Source organism: Agrobacterium sp. MS2 (assembly GCF_003261015.1).
Lineage (GTDB): Bacteria > Pseudomonadota > Alphaproteobacteria > Rhizobiales > Rhizobiaceae > Agrobacterium > Agrobacterium pusense.
The window spans coordinates 155,782-180,509 of sequence record NZ_QLNF01000012.1; the positions used below are offsets into that span (position 1 = coordinate 155,782).

At 59.1% G+C, this 24,728-nt stretch carries 25 protein-coding genes and 2 tRNA genes; 14 read left to right on the forward strand and 13 right to left on the reverse strand.

Annotated features, from left to right (window positions below):
* Positions 1 to 2: 2 nt before the first annotated feature.
* The gene (gene bcp, locus DOU54_RS05400) at positions 3 to 470 is read right to left on the reverse strand and encodes a thioredoxin-dependent thiol peroxidase (protein WP_004442409.1); all 468 of its coding nucleotides are present in this window, start codon (positions 468 to 470) and stop codon (positions 3 to 5) included.
* Between the two features lie 235 nt (positions 471 to 705).
* Between bcp and DOU54_RS05405 the strand changes: the two genes are divergently transcribed.
* Positions 706 to 4,089: a YhdP family protein gene (locus DOU54_RS05405; RefSeq protein ID WP_113730932.1), complete on the forward strand. Its 3,384-nt coding sequence runs from the start codon at positions 706 to 708 to the stop codon at positions 4,087 to 4,089.
* Between the two features lie 45 nt (positions 4,090 to 4,134).
* Here the strand turns inward: DOU54_RS05405 and tyrS are convergent, their stop codons facing one another.
* Positions 4,135 to 5,388: a tyrosine--tRNA ligase gene (gene tyrS / locus DOU54_RS05410; RefSeq protein WP_113381334.1), complete on the reverse strand. Its 1,254-nt coding sequence runs from the start codon at positions 5,386 to 5,388 to the stop codon at positions 4,135 to 4,137.
* A gap of 149 nt (positions 5,389 to 5,537) precedes the next feature.
* Between tyrS and DOU54_RS05415 the strand changes: the two genes are divergently transcribed.
* The gene (locus DOU54_RS05415) at positions 5,538 to 6,659 is read left to right on the forward strand and encodes an anhydro-N-acetylmuramic acid kinase (protein ID WP_113381335.1); all 1,122 of its coding nucleotides are present in this window, start codon (positions 5,538 to 5,540) and stop codon (positions 6,657 to 6,659) included.
* A 239-nt stretch (positions 6,660 to 6,898) separates the two neighbouring features.
* On the opposite strand, the gene DOU54_RS05425 is transcribed toward DOU54_RS05415, so the two are convergent.
* A complete protein-coding gene (locus DOU54_RS05425; RefSeq protein ID WP_003522662.1) occupies positions 6,899 to 7,576 on the reverse strand; it encodes an alpha/beta hydrolase in 678 nt (225 codons plus the stop codon).
* A 211-nt stretch (positions 7,577 to 7,787) separates the two neighbouring features.
* Between DOU54_RS05425 and DOU54_RS05430 the strand changes: the two genes are divergently transcribed.
* The 7 genes from DOU54_RS05430 (at position 7,788) to sufA (ending at position 15,124) form a co-directional block, all read left to right on the forward strand.
* The gene (locus tag DOU54_RS05430; RefSeq protein ID WP_113381336.1) at positions 7,788 to 8,957 is read left to right on the forward strand and encodes a cysteine desulfurase family protein; all 1,170 of its coding nucleotides are present in this window, start codon (positions 7,788 to 7,790) and stop codon (positions 8,955 to 8,957) included.
* Positions 8,958 to 9,155: 198 nt separating this feature from the next.
* Positions 9,156 to 10,625 carry a Fe-S cluster assembly protein SufB gene (gene sufB / locus DOU54_RS05435; RefSeq protein WP_006698793.1) on the forward strand — a complete coding sequence of 490 codons (1,470 nt, stop codon included), beginning with the start codon at positions 9,156 to 9,158 and terminating at the stop codon, positions 10,623 to 10,625.
* A 182-nt stretch (positions 10,626 to 10,807) separates the two neighbouring features.
* A complete protein-coding gene (gene sufC / locus DOU54_RS05440) occupies positions 10,808 to 11,563 on the forward strand; it encodes a Fe-S cluster assembly ATPase SufC (RefSeq protein ID WP_003522658.1) in 756 nt (251 codons plus the stop codon).
* A 23-nt stretch (positions 11,564 to 11,586) separates the two neighbouring features.
* The gene (gene sufD / locus DOU54_RS05445; protein ID WP_113731014.1) at positions 11,587 to 12,858 is read left to right on the forward strand and encodes a Fe-S cluster assembly protein SufD; all 1,272 of its coding nucleotides are present in this window, start codon (positions 11,587 to 11,589) and stop codon (positions 12,856 to 12,858) included.
* A 109-nt stretch (positions 12,859 to 12,967) separates the two neighbouring features.
* Entirely contained in the window at positions 12,968 to 14,209 is a 1,242-nt protein-coding gene (locus DOU54_RS05450) for a cysteine desulfurase (protein ID WP_162749617.1), read from the forward strand.
* A 36-nt stretch (positions 14,210 to 14,245) separates the two neighbouring features.
* Complete coding sequence (locus tag DOU54_RS05455) at positions 14,246 to 14,629, forward strand: SUF system Fe-S cluster assembly protein (protein WP_004442386.1); 384 nt, start codon at positions 14,246 to 14,248, stop codon at positions 14,627 to 14,629.
* 105 nt (positions 14,630 to 14,734) lie between these two features.
* Entirely contained in the window at positions 14,735 to 15,124 is a 390-nt protein-coding gene (gene sufA / locus DOU54_RS05460; RefSeq protein WP_004442383.1) for a Fe-S cluster assembly scaffold SufA, read from the forward strand.
* 216 nt (positions 15,125 to 15,340) lie between these two features.
* On the opposite strand, the gene DOU54_RS05465 is transcribed toward sufA, so the two are convergent.
* On the reverse strand, positions 15,341 to 15,616 hold the full coding sequence (locus tag DOU54_RS05465) for a hypothetical protein (protein ID WP_077986207.1): 276 nt from the start codon (positions 15,614 to 15,616) through the stop codon (positions 15,341 to 15,343).
* 209 nt (positions 15,617 to 15,825) lie between these two features.
* Here DOU54_RS05465 and DOU54_RS05470 point away from each other — a divergent pair, with 209 nt between their 5' ends.
* Positions 15,826 to 16,296 (forward strand): DUF6714 family protein, encoded by a 471-nt coding sequence (locus DOU54_RS05470; protein ID WP_286079862.1) that lies wholly within the window; start codon positions 15,826 to 15,828, stop codon positions 16,294 to 16,296.
* 10 nt (positions 16,297 to 16,306) lie between these two features.
* Here the strand turns inward: DOU54_RS05470 and DOU54_RS05475 are convergent, their stop codons facing one another.
* From DOU54_RS05475 to DOU54_RS05485, 3 genes are read right to left on the reverse strand one after another with little or no spacing between them, the layout of a single operon-like run.
* Entirely contained in the window at positions 16,307 to 17,515 is a 1,209-nt protein-coding gene (locus DOU54_RS05475) for an ABC transporter permease (protein WP_004442376.1), read from the reverse strand.
* Entirely contained in the window at positions 17,505 to 18,224 is a 720-nt protein-coding gene (locus DOU54_RS05480) for an ABC transporter ATP-binding protein (protein WP_113381338.1), read from the reverse strand. The genes DOU54_RS05475 and DOU54_RS05480 overlap by 11 nt, the downstream gene beginning before the upstream one ends.
* Before the next feature lie 14 nt (positions 18,225 to 18,238).
* The gene (locus DOU54_RS05485) at positions 18,239 to 19,537 is read right to left on the reverse strand and encodes an efflux RND transporter periplasmic adaptor subunit (protein WP_112554548.1); all 1,299 of its coding nucleotides are present in this window, start codon (positions 19,535 to 19,537) and stop codon (positions 18,239 to 18,241) included.
* A gap of 238 nt (positions 19,538 to 19,775) precedes the next feature.
* Between DOU54_RS05485 and DOU54_RS05490 the strand changes: the two genes are divergently transcribed.
* Positions 19,776 to 19,931: a hypothetical protein gene (locus DOU54_RS05490; protein ID WP_006698800.1), complete on the forward strand. Its 156-nt coding sequence runs from the start codon at positions 19,776 to 19,778 to the stop codon at positions 19,929 to 19,931.
* A gap of 148 nt (positions 19,932 to 20,079) precedes the next feature.
* On the opposite strand, the gene DOU54_RS05495 is transcribed toward DOU54_RS05490, so the two are convergent.
* Both DOU54_RS05495 and DOU54_RS05500 read right to left on the reverse strand, forming a co-directional pair.
* A complete protein-coding gene (locus DOU54_RS05495; RefSeq protein ID WP_006698801.1) occupies positions 20,080 to 20,529 on the reverse strand; it encodes a GNAT family N-acetyltransferase in 450 nt (149 codons plus the stop codon).
* A gap of 191 nt (positions 20,530 to 20,720) precedes the next feature.
* Positions 20,721 to 21,305 (reverse strand): GNAT family N-acetyltransferase, encoded by a 585-nt coding sequence (locus tag DOU54_RS05500; protein ID WP_113381339.1) that lies wholly within the window; start codon positions 21,303 to 21,305, stop codon positions 20,721 to 20,723.
* A 207-nt stretch (positions 21,306 to 21,512) separates the two neighbouring features.
* Here DOU54_RS05500 and DOU54_RS05510 point away from each other — a divergent pair, with 207 nt between their 5' ends.
* Positions 21,513 to 21,731 (forward strand): hypothetical protein, encoded by a 219-nt coding sequence (locus DOU54_RS05510; RefSeq protein ID WP_006698803.1) that lies wholly within the window; start codon positions 21,513 to 21,515, stop codon positions 21,729 to 21,731.
* A 56-nt stretch (positions 21,732 to 21,787) separates the two neighbouring features.
* Here the strand turns inward: DOU54_RS05510 and DOU54_RS05515 are convergent.
* Positions 21,788 to 21,864: transfer RNA gene (locus DOU54_RS05515), tRNA-Arg, on the reverse strand.
* Positions 21,865 to 21,912: 48 nt separating this feature from the next.
* On the reverse strand, positions 21,913 to 22,218 hold the full coding sequence (locus DOU54_RS05520; RefSeq protein ID WP_004442361.1) for an ETC complex I subunit: 306 nt from the start codon (positions 22,216 to 22,218) through the stop codon (positions 21,913 to 21,915).
* A gap of 264 nt (positions 22,219 to 22,482) precedes the next feature.
* On the opposite strand from DOU54_RS05520, the gene DOU54_RS05525 reads away from it, so the two are divergent.
* Positions 22,483 to 22,559 (forward strand) — tRNA-Pro (locus DOU54_RS05525).
* A gap of 52 nt (positions 22,560 to 22,611) precedes the next feature.
* Here the strand turns inward: DOU54_RS05525 and DOU54_RS05530 are convergent.
* Positions 22,612 to 23,754: a ceramide glucosyltransferase gene (locus tag DOU54_RS05530; RefSeq protein ID WP_004442359.1), complete on the reverse strand. Its 1,143-nt coding sequence runs from the start codon at positions 23,752 to 23,754 to the stop codon at positions 22,612 to 22,614.
* A 211-nt stretch (positions 23,755 to 23,965) separates the two neighbouring features.
* On the reverse strand, positions 23,966 to 24,235 hold the full coding sequence (locus tag DOU54_RS05535; RefSeq protein ID WP_004442357.1) for a DUF982 domain-containing protein: 270 nt from the start codon (positions 24,233 to 24,235) through the stop codon (positions 23,966 to 23,968).
* 224 nt (positions 24,236 to 24,459) lie between these two features.
* Between DOU54_RS05535 and DOU54_RS05540 the strand changes: the two genes are divergently transcribed.
* Positions 24,460 to 24,708: a BON domain-containing protein gene (locus DOU54_RS05540; protein ID WP_003522642.1), complete on the forward strand. Its 249-nt coding sequence runs from the start codon at positions 24,460 to 24,462 to the stop codon at positions 24,706 to 24,708.
* Positions 24,709 to 24,728: the final 20 nt, after the last annotated feature.

Consider the following 24,728-nt stretch of genomic DNA (forward strand, 5'->3'; position numbering starts at 1 on the left):
CCTCAGAGTTTCTTCGCTGCGTCGAGAACGGCCTGGGCATGGCCGGCGACCTTCACCTTGTTCCAGATCTCCGCGATCTTGCCGTCCGGTCCAACGAGGAATGTAGTGCGTTCGACACCCATGTATTTTTTCCCATACATGCTTTTTTCCTTCCAGACGCCATAGGCTTCCAGAACCTTCCTCTCCTCGTCAGACGCGAGCATGACGGAAAGCGAATGTTTTGCCGCAAACTTGTCGTGGCTTTTGACGCTGTCGGGCGAAATGCCGATGACAACCGTGTTGGCCGCTTCGAATTCACCGCCCAGCGCGCTGAAATCGATCGCTTCGGCGGTGCAGCCGGACGTGTCGTCCTTGGGGTAGAAATAAAGAACGACGGCCTTGCCTTGGAGTTTGGACAATGTCACCGTCCCTTCACCGTTGCGGGGCAAAGTGAAATCGGGAGCCGGGCCGCCAATCGTCAAGTCTGTCATAATCTACCTTTCTTTCGCCGGGATGTTGAGTGAAAGTTGCCACATTCGATATATAGCGAAACCGCGCGTCGTCCAGATCACGATTGGGATTTCAGATCGTTTCGACCTCAAATCCCAACCGTGATCCGGGTTAAGGAATTTGAGCGGGATTCCAGACGAGGACCGCTTACACTTTTCGCCATCCCGCTCCGGTGTTGCGGCGAAACAAAAGCTATTCAGGGGCAAATACGGGCGTATGGCTGAAGTCAGGGGTGAAAAGGTCAAGTTCGGCAGGCGCGATATCGTTGCGCTGCACGATCTGCCTTCGGCTCAGGCCGAGGATCCCATCATCGTGCATTGCCCGCCGCCGCGTTCCATGGCGCGTGCTTTCCTCAAGGTTTTCGCGGCTCTTTTCGTGCTCGCCTTCTTCTCCATCGGCGGCATCATTCTTTCCGTCGAGACCGGTTCGATTGACAATGCGCTGTCCAGCCAGGCGCAGCAGGCGCTGGAACGGGCGCTCGGACCGCATTACAGCGCGCGAATCGGATCATCGGCGATTAGGTTCTCCACCGGACTGCGCCTTGCGCTGGTGGCGGAGGATGTGGATATCGTCGAGAAGGAATCCGGCCAGCATCTGAGCAGGGCGCGGGCGATCGGCATGGCGCTCGATCCCCTCGCGCTTCTGGCGGGTCGCGTGTCGGTGGAGAGCCTAGAAGCCGACGGGATGGAGCTGGATACGGCGCTTTTGCCCAAGGGCAACGGGTTCGATCTTGCCAGCGTCAAGCTCGACGCCGTGCCGCTGCAATTGCAGGAAGCCTTCGGGCAGCTCGACAAGCTGGCACAGGCTTTCCTGAGCAGCGGAACCGAGGAAATCGATATTTCCAGCGTTTCCGTTCATCTGCCGCCGGGCGAACTGGGAAAGCCGCGCACCATCGAGGTGCGGGAACTGTCGCTGACGCCAGACCAGCAGGGCGGCTATTCGCTTGACGGGGAAACGCTGTTCAACGGCGAAATCGCCAGCGTGTCACTCAAGACCTCAGGTGCGGGCGGCGTGATCGACGGTTTCCAGGCCCGTATCGATGGCTTCGACATTGGCCCGTTTCTGGAAAAATACGATCCGGACGGAAACCTCCATGAGGGGCTGAATGTCAAGACGGGCATCAACATCGTTGCCCGCCGGGCCAAGGAGGGGCAGGAGCCGCGTCTCGACATCTCGCTCGGCCTCGGTAACGGCACGCTTCGGATCGGCGGCGAGGCCCAGCCCTTCACGGCCGGCACTGTGAACGCGCGCTACGATTTCGCAAAAAGCACGCTTGTCATCGACAACTCGCGGGTGGAACTTGGACGTACGATCATTCCGGTCGCCGGCGTAATCAGCGATACGGAGGAGGGTTTTGGTCTGTCCCTCCGCATCGACGATGCGGTTGCTTCGTCCGAAGCCTCGGGCGAGGCCCCGGTTCCTTTCAGCCTGAAGGCGGACGGTCACTTCACGGCTGCGACGAAGCAACTCGACGTTTCATCGCTTTATGTCACGAGCCCACTCGGAGACATGGCGGGATCGCTGAAAATGCGGTTCGGCGAAGGGTCGCCCGAAATCAGCTTCGGCGGACAGATACCGAAGATGGAGGCCACGGCGGTCAAGCAGCTCTGGCCTTTCTGGATGGCGCACAAGCCGCGCGACTGGGTGGTTTCCAATCTTTATGGCGGCACGGTCACCAATGGCTCGATCGCAATCTTCATCCCGCAGGGCCGGATGTGCGGTCCCGGTTGCCCGCTGGTGCTCGGCGAGAGCGAAATGCAGATTCGTTTCGACATTGACGATACGCGTCTCAACACCACCGGCGACATTCCGCCCCTGCGTGATGTCGATGCGCATTTCGATCTCGTAGGCGGCAAGATGGCCGTCGAAATCAAGCGGGCGACGTCCTATTTCCCGTCCAACCGTTCGCTGGCGCTTGAGAACAGCCGGTTCGTGATTTCCTCGGTTTATGACAAGCCTCTGCTTGGAAATCTCGAACTCAGCGTATCGGGCTCCGCAGACGCCGTAGCGGAGCTTGCGACACTGAAGCCGATCAACGCGCTCAAGGACACGCAGTTCAAGCCGGAGGATTTCGCCGGCGATGTGCAAGCCAATGCGAAACTGACCATCGGCCTGCTTTCCAGCCAGAACCCGCCTCCGCCGGTGTGGACGGCCGATCTCGATCTGAAAAACCTGTCGCTGACGAAACCCTTCGCCGGCCACAAGGTCACGGCGCTGGACGGCTTCATGACGTTGAACGACCGTCAGCTCCTGCTTCAGGGCAAAGGCCGCGTCGATGACGTGCCGATGGATATCGAGATGACGGAGCCCGTGCGCAAGAACAGCGGTGTGGCTCCCACCCTGTCCCTGAAGGCCACGTTGACCGAAACACAGGTCGCCAAACTCGCGCCGGAGCTGTCCTCGGTTCTCGGCGGCACAACCGTTTTGGAGATCGACGGTGCCGATGCCAAACGCCAGGACGTACGGCTCGATCTGACCAAGGCGTCGATCATTCTTCCGGGGCTTGGCTGGAGCAAGGGCATCGGCATTCCGGCAAAAGCCGCCTTTAGCATGGAAGTGGCGGACGGTCGCACCGCAATCACGGATTTTTCCCTCGATGGCGATGGTTTCGGCGCCGCCGGCGACATTGCCTTCAACAAGAGCGGTCTGATCTCGGCCGATCTCAGCCGCGTGCAGCTTTCGCCCTCCGATAATTATGCCGTTTCGTTAGCTGCTTCGAAAAACGGCTATATTATCAATGCTTCCGGAAAATCCGCGGATCTAAGGCCTTTCCTGTCGAAGCTGCGCAGTCCCGCCGGCGGTGGCGATGGTACGTCTCGTTCGCAGCCATCTCTTTCCATCAAGGCGCAGTTCGACAAGGTCTACGGGTTCAACGATGAGATCCTTGCCAATGTCAATTCCGATGTCAGCGTGCGTGACGGCAAGGTGCGCTCGATCGATTTTCGCGGCGTGACCGGCAACGGACAGGCGGTGGTCGCGCAGACCACCAATCGCGGCGCGACGGGGACTGTGACATTGACCAGCAGCGATGCGGGTTCGCTCGCGCGGTTTGCCAATATCTACAGCCGCATTCGTGGCGGCCTTCTCAACCTCGCACTGACGACCGCCAATGGCAGCGACTGGAGCGGCTCGCTGGATCTGCGCAATTTCTCCGTGGTCAATGAGGCCAAGTTGCAGGACATCGTCGCAACGCCCACGGGCGAGGATGGCAGGAGCCTCAACAATGCGGTCCGCCGCAATATCGATGTCAGTTCGGAGAAGTTCCAGCGCGGCTTTGCTCGGGTTGTGTATGTCAACGGTTCGATCGCGGTGGAAAACGGGGTTGTGCGCGGTGAACAGATCGGCGCAACGTTTCAGGGGCTGCTGAAGGATCAGAATGGCCGCATGGACATGACCGGCACCTTCATGCCCGCCTACGGGCTGAACCGGCTGTTCGGCGAGTTGCCCTTTATCGGCATCTTCCTCGGCAACGGGCGCGACCGCGGCCTGCTCGGCATTACCTTCAAGCTTTCCGGCCAGACGGACCAGCCGAAGCTGACGATCAACCCGCTGTCGCTGATTGCGCCCGGTGTTTTCAGGCAGATTTTCGAGTTCCAGTAAAAAGGGCCGCTTTCGCGGCCCTCAATGACAGGTTCGGTGTGGGCGTCAGGCCGGGCGAACCAGCACGTGCTTCTTCTTGCCTACCGACAGCTTGATGACGCCGTCACCGGTCACTTCGCCGGTGCCGATCATCTGGCGCTCGTCGGAAACGCCCTGATCATTGATCTTCACCGCACCGCCCTGAACATGGCGGCGGGCCTCGCCATTCGAACCGGCGAGACCTGCGCGGACGATGAGCGAGAGGACGCCGACGCCAGCTTCAAGTTCGGAGGCCGGAACCTCGATGGAAGGCAGGTTTTCGGCCAGCGCGCCCTCTTCGAAGGTCTTGCGCGCCGTTTCCGCGGCTTCTTCCGCAGCGGCACGGCCGTGCAGGATCGCGGTTACCTCGGTCGCCAGAATTTTCTTGGCCTCGTTGATTTCCGATCCACCGAGCGTAGCCAGACGGGCGATCTCTTCCATCGGCAGGGTCGTGAAGAGCTTGGCGAAGCGAACGACGTCGGCATCTTCGGTGTTGCGCCAGTATTGCCAGAAATCATAGACCGGCAGCAGGTCCTTGTTCAGCCACACGGCGCCCGAGGCCGACTTGCCCATCTTCGCACCCGAGGAGGTGGTCAGAAGCGGAGAGGTCAGCGCGTAAAGCTGCGGTGTCCCCATGCGGTGACCCAGGTCGATGCCGTTGATGATGTTGCCCCACTGGTCAGAGCCGCCCATCTGCAGGCGGCACCCCGTGCGCTGGTTCAGTTCCACGAAATCGTAGGCCTGCAGGATCATGTAGTTGAATTCGAGGAAGGACAGCGACTGCTCGCGATCGAGGCGTGTCTTCACGCTGTCGAAGGACAGCATGCGGTTGACCGAGAAGTGGCGGCCGACGTCACGCAGGAATTCGAGATAGTTCAATCCGCGCAGCCAGTCGGCATTGTTGATCATCAGCGCCGGGTTGCCGGGACGGTCGTAATCGAGGTAGTTGGCGAAGACGTGCTTGAGCGAGGTGATGTTCTCCTCGATCATGTCGATCGTCATCAGCTTGCGGGCCTCTTCCTTGAAGGAGGGGTCGCCTACCATGCCGGTGCCGCCACCCATCAGCGAGATCGGCTGGTGGCCGGTCTGCTGCAGCCAGTGCAGCATCATGATCTGGGTGAGGTGGCCGACATGCAAACTCGAGGCCGTCGGGTCATAGCCGATATAGGCGGTCACGGTTTCCTTGGCGAACAATTCGTCGAGACCTGCCTCGTCGGAGATCTGGTGAATGAAGCCGCGCTCATCGAGCGTGCGGAGGAAATCGGACTTGAACCTGGACATAACCTTTTACTTTCTGGTTTGATCTTTACGGCCATCGAAAACCGGTGACCGTCGCGGCTTTATCATTGTTTTTTGAAATGTGCACCCGTTTCGGCCATGAATGTCGGGATTCAAGGTCAGCATGATTCGAGATTGCGGGAGAGCGGCAGGTGGGCGAGGTGAAAACGGCAATCGGACTGATGAGCGGCACGTCGATGGACGGCATCGATATCGCGCTTCTGCGTACCGATGGCGAAAGCGTGGTGCGGCATGGGCCGAGCGGCTATTTTCCCTATGATCCGGGTCTGCGGGCCATCTGGCAGAAGGCGCTGGTCACCGCCAAATCCATCCGTGAACGGCGCGAACGCCCCGGAGATCTTGATGAGGCAGAGCGCAAGCTGACGCTTGCCCATGCGGCGGCGGTGAAATCCTTTCTCCATCGTCACCGGCTTCTGCCCGGTGAAATCGATGTCATCGGTTTTCATGGCCAGACGGTGCTGCACCGGCCTGATGATGCGCTGACGGTCCAGATCGGTGACGGACCCTTCCTGGCTGAAGAAACCGGTATCGACGTGGTCTACGATATGCGCGCCAATGACATGGTGCATGGCGGGCAGGGCGCGCCGCTCATTCCCGCCTACCACATGGCGCTGTCTGCCAACCTACCTGACGGGTTTGAGACGCCTGCGGTCTTCGTCAATATCGGCGGTATCTCCAACCTCACCTTCATCGGTGAATCTGGCCAGCTTGCCGCTTTCGATAGCGGCCCCGGCAATATGCTGATCGACCAGTGGATCGAGGCGCATACCGGCAAGGCTTTCGACAAAGGCGGCAGGACGGCGGCGGGTGGCAGCGTCGTTGCCTCGCTGGTGGCGCGTTATATGGAAAGCCCGTTCTTTTCCGGTAATATTCGCCGTTCGCTGGATCGCAGCGATTTTGCGCCCCCGGAAAAGGGTGAGGTCTCGCTGGCCGATGGTGCACGGACTTTGGCGCATCTAACGGGGGCCGCCATTCTGAAGTCGGCAAGCTATCTGCCGGAGGCGGCGAAGACCTATGTGGTCTGTGGCGGCGGGCGGCTCAATCCGGTGATCATGGCGGAGTTTGCAGACCTTGCCGCAAAGGTCGGCGCACGGGTGATCGCGGCGGAAGAGGCGGGGTTCGATGGCGGGGCGATGGAGGCGGAGGCCTGGGCCTATCTGGCCGTTCGGTCGCTGAAGGGGCTGCCGCTGACCTATCCCGGTACGACGGGGGTGAAGGAGCCGGTGACGGGTGGGGTTTTGGTGCGATGCTGATGACGTTGGCGGGTGGGGCTTACCCCCCTCTGCCCTGCCGGGCATCTCCCCCTCAAGGGGGGAGATCAGCAGGAGGCTTACTCTTCGCCTCAGCTGGGACGTTCAAGATGGCCGAAAGGTTGTGCTACGATTCGATCTCCCCCCTTGAGGGGGAGACGCCCGGCAGGGCAGAGGGGGGTAAGCCAAGCCCGCCGGGATCATAATAGGTCGATCAAGGCCTGCTTTAAATACGCCCCAAATCACCGAATACGCTTGGCAGCCGGTTCCGGCACAAGCTCGCCGTTCAGGCGACGGTCGAGATAGTCCTCGCATTCGCCCATCAGCTCATCCACCTTGCCGTTGAAGAAGTGGTTGGCGCCGGGGACGGTACGGTGGGTGATGAGAATGCCCTTCTGCGTCTTCAGCTTTTCGACCAGGCCGTTGACGTCCTTTTCGGGCGCGACCTTGTCGGAATCGCCGTTGATGATGAGGCCAGAAGACGGGCAGGGCGCAAGGAAGGAGAAGTCGTAGGTGTTCGGCTGCGGGGCAATCGACATGAAACCTTCGATTTCCGGGCGGCGCATCAGAAGCTGCATGCCGATCCAGGCGCCGAAGGAGTAACCCGCCACCCAACAGCTCTTGGAATCCGGATGCAGGCTCTGCACCCAGTCGAGCGCCGAGGCGGCATCGGACAGCTCGCCCGCACCGTGATCGAACTCGCCCTGGCTGCGGCCGATGGAGCGGAAGTTGAACCGGAGCGTCGTGAAACCGCGCTTCTGGAAAAGATAGAAGAGCTGATAGACGATCTGGTTGTTCATCGTGCCGCCGAACTGCGGGTGCGGATGAAGGATGATCGCGATCGGCGCGCTCTTTTCCTTGGAGGGTTGATAACGGCCTTCGAGGCGACCCGCAGGGCCGTTAAAGATGACTTCGGGCATTGGTACTCCGGTCGTGTTTTTTCATTCTCCAACCGCATTCTTCCGATGAGAAGACTTGACGAACTCTGTCATCTTTTCTAGAACGCAGTTTAGAATAATTCGAAACTTTGCGTGTGCTAAAGCACTCGGGTGGTGTCATAAGGCAAGCGCAACTGTAATTTCAAGAAAAATGCGTTTTCGCGCATTGAAGATTGGATGAAGCCTTTCGGCGATGACGGTTTTGACGCGCACATATATGGACTGGAACGCCACGGCGCCGCTTCTGCCGGCCGTGCGGGAGGTGCTTGTGTCTGCGCTTGATCTTGCCGGCAATCCGTCTTCCGTCCACCGCGAAGGGCGTGCCGCCCGCGCCGCCGTCGAGACGGCTCGCCGGGAGGTTGCGGCGCTTGGCGGCGCTGAGCCGGCGCATGTGACCTTTACCAGCGGTGCAACGGAAGCGGCCAATCTGGTGCTTGTGCCGGAATTCAGGATGGGACGCAGCCCGGTTCGGGTAAGCCGGCTCTATGTTTCCGCCATCGAGCATCCCGCATTCCGCGAAGGTGGCCGTTTCGAAAAGAGTGACGTAACGGAAGTTCCCGTTACGTCAGCGGGTGTCCTTGATCTTGCCGCGCTTGAAGCGTTGCTGTCTTCGCATGACAGGTCGTCCGGGCTGCCGCTGGTCGCCTGCATGCTGGTTAATAATGAAACCGGCGTCCTTCAGCCTGTGGCGGAAGCGGCGCGGCTGGTTCATGCGGCGGGCGGCCTGATGGTTGTCGACGCTGTTCAGGCTGCCGGCCGCGTGCCGTTCGATATCAACGCGCTCGATGCGGATTTCCTTGTGATTTCGTCTCACAAGCTCGGTGGCCCGAAGGGTGCCGGCGCACTTGTCTCGCGCGGCGAGGTGATGATGCCGAAGCCGCTGATCCATGGTGGCGGCCAGGAAAAGGGCCATCGTTCGGGTACGGAAAATACCCTGTCGGTCATCGGTTTCGGTGCCGCTGCGGCTTTTGCCTCCCGGAATGTCGAGGCTGAGGCGACGCGTCTTTCCGCGCTGCGGGCGCGGCTGGAAAACGGTATGCGCGTGAACGCGCCTGATGTGATCATCCACGGTGACGATGTCACGCGCGTCGCCAATACCACGTTTTTCACGCTTCCGGGCCTGAAGGCCGAGACCGGGCAGATCGCCTTCGATATAGAAGGTATCGCACTGTCGGCAGGGTCGGCCTGCTCATCGGGCAAGGTGGGCGAAAGCCATGTCTTGACCGCGATGGGGCGCGATCCCAAGCTCGGCGCGCTCCGGATTTCGATTGGCCACGCGACTGACGAGGCGGACATTGAACGAACGCTCGCGGCGTTTGCGAAAATTGCGGGACGGCGCAAGCTTTCCGGTCAGGCCGCGTAAAATGCGGCAAAGAATTGCGGATTAGCAATTTTCCGCTTGCCGGGATGTGTGAAAAGCGCCATCCCGCACCTACATGGGTATAAGCTCTGCCCCGGCCGACGGCTCGGAGCGATTTGCCCGAAGATGAATAAGGCGGCTTTCCGCCTTGATACGTTGACAAGCCACCGGACCTTGGCTCCGGCGAGATTGGAGAACGACATGGCAGCGGTTCAGGAAACGATCGATCAGGTCCGCCAGATCGATGTGGACCAGTATAAATACGGCTTCGAAACCAATATCGAAGTCGACAAGGCCCCGAAGGGTCTTTCGGAAGAGGTGATCCGTTTCATCTCGGCCAAGAAGCAGGAGCCGGAATGGATGCTGGAATGGCGTCTTGAGGCTTACAAGCGCTGGCTGACGATGGAAGAGCCGACCTGGGCGCGTGTCAGCTACCCCAAGATCGACTTCAACGATCTCTATTATTATGCCGCGCCGAAAAGCACCCCCGGCCCGAAGTCGCTCGATGAAGTCGACCCGGAGCTGCTGAAGGTCTATGAAAAGCTTGGCATTCCGCTGAAAGAACAGGAAATCCTCGCCGGCGTCGAAAAGCGTCAGGTCGCTGTTGATGCCGTGTTCGACAGCGTCTCCGTCGTCACCACCTTCAAGGCGGAGCTGGCGAAGGCCGGCGTGATCTTCATGTCGATTTCGGAAGCCGTGCGCGAGCATCCGGAGCTGGTGAAGAAATATCTCGGCTCGGTCGTTCCGACGACGGACAATTTTTATGCGACGCTGAACTCGGCCGTCTTTACTGACGGTTCCTTCGTGTTCGTGCCGAAGGGCGTTCGTTGCCCGATGGAGCTTTCCACCTATTTCCGCATCAACGAGAAGAACACCGGCCAGTTCGAGCGCACGCTGATCATCGCCGAAGAGGGTGCCTACGTCTCCTATCTGGAAGGCTGCACCGCTCCCCAGCGCGACGAGAACCAGCTTCACGCCGCCGTTGTTGAACTCGTGGCGCTCGATGATGCCGAAATCAAATATTCCACCGTCCAGAACTGGTATCCGGGCGACAAGGAAGGCAAGGGCGGCATCTACAACTTCGTGACCAAGCGCGGCGATTGCCGTGGCAACCGCTCGAAGATCTCGTGGACGCAGGTGGAGACCGGTTCGGCCATCACCTGGAAATACCCGTCCTGCATCCTGCGCGGCGATGACAGCCGTGGCGAGTTCTATTCGATCGCGGTCTCCAATGGTCACCAGCAGATCGACAGCGGCACCAAGATGATCCATCTCGGCAAGAACACGTCGAGCCGCATCATCGCCAAGGGCATCGCCGCCGGTTTCTCGGAAAACGTCTATCGCGGCCAGGTCTCGGCCCACCGCAAGGCGACCAACACGCGTAACTTCACGCAGTGCGACTCGCTGCTGATCGGCGACAAGTGCGGCGCTCATACCGTGCCTTACATCGAGGCGAAGAACTCCTCCGCGCACTTCGAGCATGAGGCGACGACGTCGAAGATTTCCGAAGACCAGCTGTTCTATTGCCTGCAGCGCGGCATTCCCGAGGAAGCGGCGATCGCGCTGATCGTCAACGGCTTCGTCAAGGAAGTCATTCAGGAACTGCCGATGGAATTTGCCGTGGAAGCGCAGAAGCTGATCGGCATTTCGCTGGAAGGCTCGGTCGGTTAACTCCTTGCTCGACATCATCCTCGGGCCTAACCCGAGGATCTACGGCCTTGGCCTGAGCAGAGACAACCCACTTCCCGGATCCTCGGGTCAAGCCCGAGGATGACAGATGAGAGATTTGAGACAAGCCCTGATGGGGCGCACGAGGCGGTCCTTGAAACCGCACCATGAACAGGAACAATACCATGCTTGAAATCATCGACCTGCACGCGAAGATCGCCGATACCGAAACCGAGATCATCAAGGGTCTCAACCTGAAGGTTGCCGCTGGTGAAGTTGCGGCCATCATGGGCCCGAACGGTTCCGGCAAGTCGACGCTGTCCTACATCCTGTCGGGCCGTGAGGACTATGAAGTCACCTCCGGTGACATTCTCTATAACGGCGAGAGCATTCTGGAGCTGGACGCTGCCGAGCGTGCGGCCAAGGGCATTTTCCTTGCCTTCCAGTATCCGGTCGAAATTCCGGGCGTCGCTACCATGCAGTTCCTGAAGGTTGCGATGAACGAGCAGCGCAAGGCGCGCGGCGAGTCCGAGCTGACGACGCCTGATTTCATCCGCCGCGTCAAGGAAGCGGCCGGCGATCTGAAGATCGACATGGAGATGCTGAAGCGTCCGCTCAACGTCGGGTTCTCCGGCGGTGAGAAGAAGCGTGCCGAAATCCTGCAGATGGCGCTTCTGGAGCCGAAGCTCTGCGTTCTCGACGAAACCGATAGCGGTCTCGACATCGACGCGCTGAAGATCGTGGCTGACGGCGTCAACGCGCTGAAGTCGCCGGATCGCGCCACCGTCGTCATCACCCACTATCAGCGCCTGCTCGACTACATCGTGCCTGACAGCGTTCACGTTCTCTACAAGGGCAAGATCATCCGCTCGGGTGACAAGGCTCTCGCGCTGGAACTGGAAAACAACGGTTACGCCGACATCATCGGTGAAGCGGCCTGATCGAAGGCCAGGAGGTGATGTCCATGAACATTCAAGCTACCAACCGGCTGACGCCAGCGGAAACCGCGCTGGTCGATGCCTACACCGCCAAGTTCAGCGAGTTGCCCGGCGACGGCGCTGTGGTTGCCGCGCGTGACGTGCTGTTCGACGATCTGAAGACCGGTGGTCTTCCGACACGCCGCATCGAGGCCTGGCACTATACCGATCTGAAGAGCCTGCTGCGCACGGTTCCGGAAGACCGGCCCGCGCCTGTCATCGAGAAGGCTGCGTCGATTATTGCCGGTTCGCCTGTGGCTTACATGCTGCATGGCACGGCCGATATCGGCAAGGTCGATGGTGTCAGCGTATCGCGCTTTGCCGACAGCCTGCTCGACGGCTCTGCCGCGGCTGGCCTTGCGGAAGCCAGCAAGGATGACACGATTGGCCGCATCAATGGCAGCTTTGTGCGTGACGGCCTCGTGGTCGAAATTCCCGCCGATGCTGAGCTCGACAAGCCGATCGAACTGCAGGCTATCCATGGCGCAGGCCAGGTTCACAGCCGCTTCCCGGTGCGCTTCGGCAAGGGTTCGAAAGCGACCGTCATTGAACGTCACCTTTCGGCGACGCCCGATGCGGCGCTTGTCTCCTCGGTCAGCGATATCGTCGTTGAGGATGGCGCGGAAGCAACCTGGATCCTTTTGCAACAGCAGGGTGCTGCCGATATTCACCTTGGCCAGCTGCGCATCAAGCTCGGCGCGGAAGCCAAGCTGCGTCTCTTCGTGATCAATGCCGGCGGCAAGCTGGTGCGTCAGGAACTGCGCATCGATGTGGAAGGTGAGGGCACTGATCTCATCGTTCGCGGCGTCAACCTTCTGGGTGGCGAAACCCATACGGACGTGACGATGGTTCTTGGCCACAACGTGCCGAACACGACCTCGACGGAAGTTTTCCGCAACGTGGTGTTCGACCGTGCAAAGGGCATTTTCCAGGGCATGATCCGGGTCGCACCGGATGCCCAGAAGACCGACGCGAAGATGGCGTGCAACACGCTGCTGATGTCTGACGATGGCGAGTTCTCGGCAAAGCCGGAACTGGAAATCTTCGCCGATGACGTTCAGTGCGGCCATGGCGCGACGGTTGCCGATATCAGCGACAACCATCTCTATTACCTGATGGCACGCGGCGTCCCGCGGGCGAAGGCACGGGCGATGCTCGTCAACGCCTTCGTTGCCGAGATCGTCGAGGAACTGGAAGAAGAAAATCTGGTAGAGGCGCTGGAGACGATCATTTCCGGCTGGCTGGAGCATCACGCTTAGTAACCTCTCCGTCGTCATCCTCGGGACAAGCCCGAGGATGACGTGAAGCAGCGGTAACGGCTGCAAAACCCGGAGCTCTCCAGAAGAGCACCATGAAAGGGCCCGAGAAATGGACCAGACCGCAATGGCGGCTCCTTATGACATCGAAGCCGTGCGCAAGGATTTCCCGATCCTGTCGCGCGAGGTCTATGGCAAGCCGCTGGTCTATCTCGACAACGGCGCGTCCGCTCAAAAGCCGCAGGTGGTGATCGACGCCGTTTCGCATGCTTATGCAAATGAGTACGCGAACGTGCATCGCGGCCTGCATTTCCTCTCCAATGCCGCAACCGATGCCTATGAAGCGGCGCGCGAAAAAGTGCGCCGGTTCCTCAATGCCGGTTCGGTGGACGAGATCGTCTTCACCAAATCCTCCACCGAGGCGATCAATACAGTTGCCTATGGATATGGCGTGCCCAAGATCGGCGAGGGCGACGAGATCGTCATCTCGATCATGGAGCATCACTCCAATATCGTGCCATGGCATTTCATCCGCGAACGGCAGGGCGCCAAGCTCGTCTGGGTGCCGGTTGATGATGACGGCGCATTTCATATCGAGGCTTTCGAAAAGAGCCTGACGGAGCGCACCAAGCTCGTTGCCATCACCCATATGTCGAATGCGCTCGGCACCATCGTGCCGGTCAAGGAAATCTGCCGTATCGCGCATGAGCGTGGCATTCCGGTGCTGATCGATGGATCGCAGGGCGCTGTTCATATGCCTGTTGATGTGCGCGATATCGATTGCGACTGGTATGTGATGACGGGCCACAAGCTTTATGGTCCCTCGGGCATCGGCGTGCTCTATGGCAAGGCGGAGCGGCTGCGCGAGATGCGGCCGTTCCAGGGCGGCGGCGAGATGATCCTCGACGTTTCCGAAGACAATGTCACCTATAACGAGCCGCCGCATCGTTTCGAAGCGGGTACGCCGCCCATCGTGCAGGCGATCGGCCTCGGTCATGCGCTCGATTACATGGACAATCTCGGCCGTTCCGCGATTGCAGCACACGAGGCCGATCTTGCCGCTTATGCCGCCGAGCGGCTGCGCGAGATCAATTCGCTTCGCATCATCGGCAACGCGCCTGACAAGGGCGGTATTTTCTCCTTCGAGCTTGAGGGCATTCATGCCCATGATGTCTCGATGGTGATCGACCGGCGCGGCGTTGCCGTACGGGCCGGCACCCATTGCGCCATGCCGCTCTTGAAACGCTTCGGCGTCACCTCCACATGCCGGGCATCGTTCGGCCTTTACAATACCCGCGCCGAAGTAGACTCTCTTGTCGAGGCGCTGGAATATGCCCGCAAATTTTTCGCCTGATATCGCAGCTTGAAATCAGGATTGAGGTTTAAGACCATGACTGCCGATGCCACTGCAAAGACCCAGGATGCGACCGAAGCTCAGGAAAAGGTATCCACCATTCCGCCGGATGAGCTTGCACGCCTCAGCGACGATGTGATCGCGGCGCTGAAGACCGTTTATGACCCGGAAATTCCGGCCGACATCTTCGAACTCGGGCTGGTCTACAAGATCGATATCGAAGATGACCGGATGGTCAAGATCGTCATGACGCTGACGGCACCCGGTTGCCCCGTCGCTGGCGAAATGCCGGGCTGGGTGGAGAACGCCGTTGGCGCCGTCGAAGGTGTTTCCGGTGTCACCGTCGAAATGACCTTCGATCCGCCGTGGACGCCGGACCGCATGTCGGAAGAAGCGCAGGTTGCCGTCGGCTGGTACTGATTTGATTTTGCCTGGTGTCATCCCTTGATGACATCGTCAGGCGCACTTAAATTGAATTCCATAAGCATCGAGCCTTGAACTCGATTGTCGAAGGAGAATGGGCCCATGGGCTTTGCAATCATGACCATGACCGGGGCTGCTGCCTCGCGCGTTAAAGCGATCGTCGAAAATTCCGGACCGGACGCCAAGGGCGTGCGCGTCGGCATTAAGAAGGGCGGTTGCGCGGGCATGGAATATACCATCGACCTCGTGACCGAGCCGGATGCGAAGGACGATCTGGTGGAATTCGAAGGCGCGAAAGTCTGGGTTCAGCCTTCCGCCGTGCTTTATCTGCTCGGCACGCAGATGGATTTCGAAGTGACCAAGATGCGCTCCGGTTTCACCTTCAACAATCCGAACCAGACCTCGGCCTGCGGCTGCGGTGAATCTGTTGAGCTGAAGCCTGCGGATCTCGCCGCGCTTGCGAAGCAGCGTGAGGCAGAAGCCAGCGTCTGATTGGCTGCACTATCTCTGCGATGGATAGTTAGATATTCTTTTGCACACAGCGCTCCCACAAACGCGACGTCATCCTCGGGCTTGACCCGAGGGTTCCATCCCCGTCAAATCGCTTGAGACGTTTGTAGATCCTCGGGTCAAGCCCGAGGATGACGGATGACAAGTTTCAGGTTTTTTCCGCAGACTGCGTCTCACGCAAAATCAGCTTTCCAAGGATCATGACTGCTGTTTGAAGGCTTCGATGAAATCGGCCAGTGGATGGATTGATGGCGTGGTCATCAATAGCGGTTCGAGAGCCGCGGCGATCTCCCGGCAATCTTCTGCAGTGAGTGGCCGCAGGCTTGACGTGATCCTGTTATAGTCAGGCGTCCCGCGCGATGCGAGCGAGCGATGGATCACAAACACTTCCGTCTGCCCGTCCTGTCGCTCCACAAAAAGGGCAAGCGATCCGCCGTCTGCAGCCGCAGCGCTATCGGATACGGATTTGAACATCGAGACTCCATGCGGTAGGTGTCCGGAGAGCCTATCCGATTGACGTCATGAAGCAAGATTGAATGCGGATGGTTTCAGTGAGGGGGGTAGCGTGGGGAATAGCAGCAGCTCGATTGATGTCTGGACACTTAGCCTCGTTGCTGCCGGCATTCTGGTCGGCCTGACGTTGGACGGGGGCGGAGGGGGCCATCATTGAACGGGCGGTTCACGTGTTGAGACCGGCAGGGGAGAGCACGGCCACGGCAAGGGCGGCGGTAAAAGCTGCTTTCGCGCACGTCACCCTAGGCGCCGGTGTGGGTCTTCGCGAGGCCGCCGCGATTGATAATTACGCGAGCCATGATGTGCTTGCCGCCCGCCGCGCCGAGGACGAAAAGGACGACTGGTCTGCGATCACGGTGGAAGACGTGAACCTACACTCCGCCAGTCCTGCGTTTTTTGATGCCGAAGCAATGCGGTTTCATCTACCCGCCTACATGATCGCCGATCTCGACGGTTGTTACCGGCACGAGTTCGTGCCCCATCTGCGCGGCCGCCCGGAGAAATTTGCGCTGTTGAACGACGCTCAAAGGCGGGCCGTTGAATTATATTTGCACGCCCTCCTGCAGCGAAACTACCCGCCGTCTTACCAGACCGATGTAGAACAGGCGCTTGAGGAATGGCGGCAAGCCGCAGATCGTTAGGCCGGATTGATCACTCGTGTCTCAGGGCTTCGATCGGGCTGAGACTCGCCGCCCGCCGCGCGGGAAAATAGCCGAAAATCACGCCGATGGCGGCTGAAAAGGCGAAGGCGAGGAAGATGATCGATGGGCTGGTGACGAAAGGCACGTTGAGGAAGCTGACGACCGCGTAGGCGAGGCCGAGGCCGGTGAGGATGCCGACGATGCCGCCGAAGGCCGAGAGCATCACCGCTTCCACCAGAAACTGTGTCAGCACCTGTTTTTCCAATGCGCCGATGGCAAGCCGAATGCCGATCTCACGCGTGCGCTCCGTTACCGAGACGAGCATGATGTTCATGATGCCGATGCCGCCCACGAGAAGGCTGACGGCGGCAACCGCGCCGAGAAGTCCGGTGAGAAGCGTCGTCGTGCCGGTCATGGCGGAAGCGATCTGCGTCATGTCGTTGACAGTAAAATCATCCTCGCGGCCGATGTTGATGCGGCGGCGCTCGCGCAGCAGGTTTTGCAGGTCGCTCTGCACCTTGGCGGTGGAAACGCCATCCTGCGCCGAAACCATGATCGAGGAAATGGTGGTGGTGCCGCCAATGCGCCGCTGGTGGATTTTGAGCGGCATGATGATCGTGTCGTCCTGATCGTCGCCGAGGCCGGACTGGCCTTTGCGGGCGAGAACGCCAATGACGGGGCAGGAGATGTTGCTGACGCGGATCGTCTGTCCCACAGGGTTTTCCGCACCGAACAGTTCCTGACGCACGGTTTCGCCGATGATGCAGCCGATCTGACCGCCGCGATCTTCGGCGGGCTGGAAGTCACGACCCAGCGCGATCGTCCAGTCCTGGGCGATCAGGTAATCATTGGTGGTGCCGATGACGCTTGTCTGGTGGTTCTTGCCGCCGAAAATGACGGTTGCGGCGGAACTGCGGTTCTGCGGTGCGACGGCGCGGATGCCCGATATCTGGTTGCGTATCGCCTCGACATCGCGGTCATCGAAGCGCTTGGCCTCGGTGCTGGCGCGGCCGGGGCCGAACTGGCCGGGGCGCACGAACAGCATGTTGGTGCCGAGCCGTGACAGTTCCGATTTTACCTGCTCGGTCGTACCGTTGCCGATGGTGACCATGGCAATGACGGCGGCCACACCAATGACGACGCCGAGCACCGTGAGAAAGGAGCGCAACAGGTTGCGGCTGATGGCGCGCAGGGCAAGACGCGATGTTTCAAAGAACATCCAATGTCTCCTTATGATCCGCGGCGCTGTCGGAGGCGAGGTGGCCGTCGACAAAACGCAGCAGGCGCCCGGCATAAGCGGCGATGTCCTCCTCATGGGTTACCATGACGACGGTGATGCCCTTGTCGCGATTGAGCGAGGTTATCAGTTCCATGATTTCGACGCTGGTCTTCGTATCGAGATTGCCGGTCGGCTCGTCGGCCAGAAGCAGCGCGGGGCGGGTGACGATGGCGCGGGCAATGGCCACACGCTGCTGCTGGCCGCCGGAAAGCTCCTGCGTGGTGTGATCTTCGCGGCCTTTGAGGCCCACCTGCGCCAGCGCCTCCATGGCGCGCTCACGCCGTTCCGAGGCCTTCATGCCCCGATAGATCAGCGGCAGTTCGACATTTTCCACCGCAGAGGTGCGGGAGAGAAGGTTAAAGCCCTGAAACACGAAACCGAGCATGTGCCGGCGCAAGAGCGTCAGATGTTCGTTATCGAAGTCGCTGGTCGGCACGCCCTGGAAGAGATATTCGCCAGCCGATGGGACGTCCAGACAGCCGATGATGTTCATCGAGGTGGATTTGCCCGATCCCGACGGTCCCATGATGGCGACGAATTCCTTCTCGCAGATCGACAGGCTGACGCCGTCGAGCGCGCGGATCGTCGCTTCGCCGCGACCATATTGCTTCACGACATCACGGAACTCGATGAGCGGCGGCTGTTGCATGCGCTTGTCCTCCGTCAGCCGGCGTTACGGGCCGTTGCGTCGGTAATTACCTGGTCATCGGCTTTTAATTCGCCAGATTTCACCACGGTATGCTGGCCGTCGGTGGAGCCAGTTTCGATTGCGACGGAAACCGGATTGTTGTTGCGCAGCACCCAGACCGTCCTTTTACCCTGGGCGGCCTGGCCGGCATCGCGGTTTTGCGAGCGGCCCATGCGGGGCGGTCGGAACAGGCTCATCAACCCGCCCCCACGCGAAGCGGATTCGCGCGGCGGTGTATAACGAAGCGCGGAATTGGGTACCAGCAGGGCATCCTTGATCTCTTCAACGATGATATTGGCCGTTGCCGTCATGCCGGGGCGAAGCAGCAGTTCTGCATTGTCGACCGTCAATATGCCCTTATAGGTCACCACGTTGGATACGGTTTCCGAGGCGAAGCGCACGGTCTCGATCTCGGCCGGGAAGCTGCGGTCGGGATAGGCATCGACGTTGAATGTGGCCTTCTGCCCGGTTTCCACCTTGCCGACATCGGCCTCATCCACCGAGACCTGCAGCTCCATGTGGCGCAGATCGCCGGCGATGGTAAAGAGAACAGGGGCATTGAGCGAGGAGGCGACCGTGGCGCCCGGATCGACGCTGCGGGTGAGGATAACGCCATCGATCGGCGAAACGATCTTGGCCTTGCCCAGATTGACCTCGGCGAGCCGCAGATCCGCTTCCGCCGACAGCACGGTCGCCTCATTGACCTCAAGCGTTGCGGCCGCCGCATCATGGGTGAACTGCGCGGCGTCCAGATCCTGCTGGCTGGAGACGCGGTTCTGAACCAGGGATCGCAGGCGCTCCATGGATGTCTTTGCCGAGCCAAGGTCCGCGCGGGCCTTCAGCACATTGGCCTTGGCGGAAGCGAGCTTGGCGCGGGCGCTCTGCACGTCGGCTTCCAGCTTGTTGGTATCCAGCTCCGCCAGAACGTCTCCGGCCTTGACCGGGGTGTTGTAGGTCACGTTGACCTTGCGCACCGTGCCGGACAGTTCGCTCGATATATCAACCTGATCCGTCGGCTGAACCGAGCCGGTGGAGGTGACGATGACCGAGAGATCGCCCTGACGCGCTGCTTCCGTGGTGTAGCTATAAGCCACACCGCCTGCGCGTGACTGGTAATAATAACCAAGACCGCCGCCAATCAGCACAATGGCTGCTGCCACATAGAGGAACCGACGCGACTTTTTCTTGCGGCCGTTTCTGGTCGTACCCAAAATCTCGCGCAGATCGGGCTGGCTGTTTTTGGTATCGCTGCCACTGGTATTGGCGTCATTCATTCTCGTCACCCGCAAAGTTCAAAATACTACAGAGAGTTGCCGCCGCTCTCCGGTTTGTTCGTCCGTCTGTCGCCGTTATATTCCTCTGATTGTGGGAAGTGACATAGCTTGCCCCAAGGGTGAAGTGAAAACTTGGTAATATTTATGATAGTTCTGGTCTGCTAGAGATAGGTATTCGAAAAGCCGATGCCACAGATGCGGCAGAGGTTTCAGCAGCGACATTCAGGACGATGATGAAATGAACGACAATGTGGTGAAGTTCCGCAAACCGGTGCCGCCGAAGAAGCCGCGCGAACCGCTCGGGCCAAAAGCGAAGAGGGCATTGACGATTGCGGCTGTCATATTGTTTTTCGCCGCCGCATGGGGCTATTTCACGCTGATGGGGCAGGGGTAGAGCAAAGTGCTGGCATAGGCGTTCTGCTTGGGAGCAGGATGGAAGTATGCAAATCGGCTAAAGCGATGGGCCTCCGCCGCTCATTCCGATCACGGGGATTGGCCAAGGCGGTTGTCGGGCGACTACCGTGGCGCCCGACAAGTTGCCCTTAGCCGACTAGCCGCAAACGGGCATTTTCGAACGGATAACCTTCATCATCAATCGCGCGACGGGAAAGCTCCTGAAAGCCGAGCGATCTATAGAAGCCCATCGCCTGCACGTTTTCAGTATAGGCTTCAAGCGAAAGCTCGCCCTTCAAATTCAGCGCGTGCGAAACGAGTTTACGCCCGATACCGAGGCCTTGATGGCACGGGGAAACAAATAAGCCGCCTATGAAAGTGTCGAGCAGGCTGATAAAGCCCGCAGCTTGGCCGTTTAATGTTGCGACCCACGTTTGGGCGCCAGGCAAATATTGTTCCTCAATAAGTGCCTTTTGCTCCATCAAACGACGCTCGCCGATAAACGGATGAGCAAGCAACGAGGCTTCGAGCCAGATGTTGGAAAGTTTTACTGTGTCCGAGGCCTCGAAAGGCCGGATGATAACGTCCTCGAATTTCATGAGAACTCCGCAGAAAAGATATGCAAAAAGGTCCGGCTACCGATACTGGTGCCAGGTGAAGCCGCAAATTGCGGTCGAAATCACAAGCCTCTGCGCATAAATCTCCTCTGCTATTGGGCGTCTTTTAGGGGACAGCAAACAATTAATCAATGACCACAATTGGCGCTTCTGCGCGATTATGGCCGTCGGCCCTAAGCGGACGGCAAAATTACGCCGGCGCGCGATTTCCATTCCGAAGCAAGAACCGCGTAAATATACTCGTCTCCCCAGACGTCTCGGAAGCGGTCGTTCTGGATCAAATGCGCTTCTCGACGCAGTCCAAGGCGCTCAACAACGCCGACCGAACCCTTGTTCGCAGCGTCCAGCCGCGCGAAGATTCGATGAAATCCGATTGACGAGAAGCCTATGCTGACCATCGCGCCAACAGCCTCCGTTGCATACCCGTTCCCCGCAAATTCTGGATTGAAAATATATCCAACCTCTCCCTGCAGTGCATCAACACTAGCCAGCTTCAACAGGACTTCACCGACCAGTGCGTTGTCAGCCTTTCGCTCGACGGCCAGTCGATAGGTGTCGCCATCCTTCTCAAATGGTGCCGCCAAAATCGTCGAGAACTGCTCTCGCAATGCATCTCCAGTTGGAGGTGCAGCGTAAAGATATCGATAAACCTCCTGCAGAGAATGGTAGGCTGAATAGCCGGGGAAATCGCCTTTTGTGAATTCGCGCAGGACAAGGCGGTCCGTCGAAAGCGGTGCACCTAATTTTTGAAGTTGCATCAAGTCCCTGACTGATTTTTGCCCCTCCGGGAACTCCGGGGCGGCCTCGTTAAACTCGGCCTCTAGGTAGGTCGTCTTCCGCCGCTTACAATGGTACGACCCCGGCGCAATCCCGCCCGATCGATAACTTGCCGTGGCGGCTGCAAAAGGCGTTTGCCAACGGCATCATATCCAATACCTATCAACACGGCCGAGGGAGTGGATCGCATGAAAGGCTTTCGCGACAGTGTGTTGTTTCCGATCACCCTCTTGATCGGCGGCGTTATCGCGTTTTTTCTCTTTCTTTACCTGACTGGCCACGATCCGGACGAGCGACCTCTGACTTTGGTGGAATGGGTTATCGGCGGCGCGCTGATCGGACCGGGTTTCGGTTATCTCATGAAATGGAGAAGAGCGAAGGATCGCCGGAGCGCAAATAAGGACTGAAACCGTGTCTGCGATCGAACCCAAACCAGTCATTTGTGGGGAATTCAAGAAAGCGGTGGCGACCCCTGCAGGACTCGAACCTGCGACCTACTGCTTAGAAGGCAGTTGCTCTATCCAGTTGAGCTAAGGGGCCGTCATGCCGGGCAATCGATGCTCCGGCAAAAACTTTGGTCGTCTTGTTTCAGTGCGTCCAGGGCTGGGTGCGGTTGAAACGGAAATTGTCGGTGTAGGAAACCACCTTGCGGGTCGCTTCTTTCGGCTGGATCACGCGATATTCGATGCCCTTGCGCTGGGCATAGGCTTCGGCCTGTTCCTGTGTCTCGAATGTCAGCTTGACCTGCTGCTTCATGTCGGAACTGGAGGTGTAGCCCATGATCGGATCGATCTTGCGCGGAACCTCGGCGTCGAATTCCAGAACCCAGACATTGGTCTTCGCCTTGCCGGATTGCATGGCGGTTTTTGCAGGGCGGTAAATCTTCGCAGACATGTCGAAACTGCTCCGGTTGGACAGCGGGGTGAAACCCCGGATTATTCATCACGTACCTGAATAGAATAACCAAATCGTGTCAGGAACGTTGAATTTGAAATGGACCGAGTTCAAGTGAGAGTCAAGACGATTATCCCCTTGCTGTCGGTTCATGTGCTGCCCGCTCGACCTTACGTTTTGCTCAACTGTGTCGCGGCTGAACAAAGATGAATTTCCCTGTTGCGGACTGCGTATGAACCGTGTATTCCCCAGCCATCGCCTCGGCGGAGTGTAGCGCAGTCTGGTAGCGCATCTGGTTTGGGACCAGAGGGTCGGGAGTTCGAATCTCTCCACTCCGACCATTTTAAGGCAAAGCATCAGCTTTGCGGCGTAACCTCTTCCCATAAATCGTCATTATTCCGCTGGCGGGCCGGCCAAAGTGCTTTCTGCCGTACCGATTGTCATGACATTGCCGCGCCATGCCACTGCGCTGCCAATCCAGCTTCTGGTCCAGATGACGGGCATTATGATGTCCCGTGCGATCATGGCCGGCAGGGTATGGAGCGATATTGGCCACCCGTTGAGGGCGGTCAGGGCCAATTCGGGGCCGTATATGAGGACGAGGACGGCGAGGGCGGTCGCTAAGAGGTTCACGTCCATCATGGCCGCCGCGGTGAGTGCGAACAGAAGCGGGGGAAGTGCGCCCGTCAGGATTTCCGGCGCGAAATATTGCGGGAAGGTCACGCGCCTTAGCCGCGCCCAGCGGGCCTGGCGTGACCAGATCTCGCCGGCGTGACGCTGGCCGAGCGGTTGCTCGAAAGGGGCGGAGACAAGATGCACCCTGCGGCCAGCGTTCCGCACCAGCTTCGTCGAGGCGGCGTCTTCGGCGATTTCGGCGGCGAGGGCGCGGATACCCCCATGGTCTTCGAGGAACGGTTTGTTCCACAACATGGATTTGCCCTGCGCGAATCCCATTCCGATGGCTTCTGCCGCATATTGCCAGCGGCCCTGCGCGCCGTTGAGGAAGGCACATTCCACATGCGCCCAGAAACCCGTCGGCCGCGAGCCCAGCGGCGGGGAGCACACGAGGCCGCTGTCTTTCCGCCAGGCCGACATCATGCGCGTCACGTAGGATTTTGGCATCAATACGTTCGAATCGGCGAGGATGACCCATTCATGCCGGGCGGCCAGCCAGCCCTTGACGCAATTGTTCAGTTTTGGATTGGCACTGATCCGGTCGTCGCCGATGAGCAATTGCGCCGAAACGGAAGGAAAGGCGCTCTGGGCTTTGCGCACTTGCGCAATGACGGGGTCGAATTCATCTGCAACGCAGAAAAGCAGTTCGTAATCCGGCCAATCGAGCTCGAAGGCGCGTGACAGCGTAAGAGGGGTGAAACTTTCCACACCGCGCAGTGGCACAACGATCGAGACAGGCGGTTTTTGCCGCGCAAGGGAATTTTCCGGGTCGCGCCGCTTTAGCCGCCACCCGGCAAGGCAGATACCGAGAAGGTTGAAAGCGACGAGCAGAATTGCGCAAAGGGCAAAGACGGTTTCCATGCTGGCCAGGTCCACTCCCGAGCTTCCGGCGGTTTGTCCGCCCGGTGATTCCACGGAATTTGTCTCTGCCGATTATAACGTTTGCGTGACAGTTACATGTCACCGGCGGCAGGCGGGAGTTTTCCGCGCGCGACCTCGTGCCTGAAACAGTGAACGCCAAAAGAAAAGCCCTTCGCGGAGAAGGGCCAGTCATCAACGCGGATAATGAACGTCAGTGCATGTTGAGAATATGAGCGTGACTGCTTGCGATGAGAAACGACTCCCGCGCTTTTTCGATGTCGCATCGTCCGGCGATGGCATCGAGGCAGTTTCTGCGTGCTTCTTCATATTCCGGGCCGTGTTCTTCCGGCCAGCGGTACATCAGCATGTCCAGTGCTACCAGCGGGCTATAGATTTCCACTGCTGCGGACAGGGGCAGGTGGATCGCCACCGGCTTCATCCACGAGGCGTGGTGACACGGCTCCGTTCTGTTGATCAGCATGTCATTCTCCTCCTGTTTCACGCGCCTTCATGGCGGTTTTCACTCTCTTTTCACTCCCATGCGCGAAATGCCCGCCTCACGAAATGGTTCCCGATCACCTAAAATGTGATCGATTGGGGGGTTCCAATTTTTCAAGATGAATGGAAGATGAACAAATAGATGAACCGGAGATGAACAAAACCGCCACCAAAGGCGTTGTAATGTCCATAAGAAGGAGAACACATATGTTCAATCTGTCAGGTATTCAGGAAAGCTTCTTTGGTGACCGCATGGCAGGCGTATGCCAGGCCATTACCTCGGCACTGGCCTTCGAATCAGGTCTCGAAAAGTCGCGCATTTCCGCCACTGTCGAAAATGACGTGATCTATCTGGAAGGCACGGCTGATTCGGTCGAGGCGATCGACATCGCCATCAACCTTGCCGCTTCCATTTCCAACTGCAGGATTCTGAGCCATATAGAGCCGGTCTATTGAACATTGCGCCAGCCGGGCGA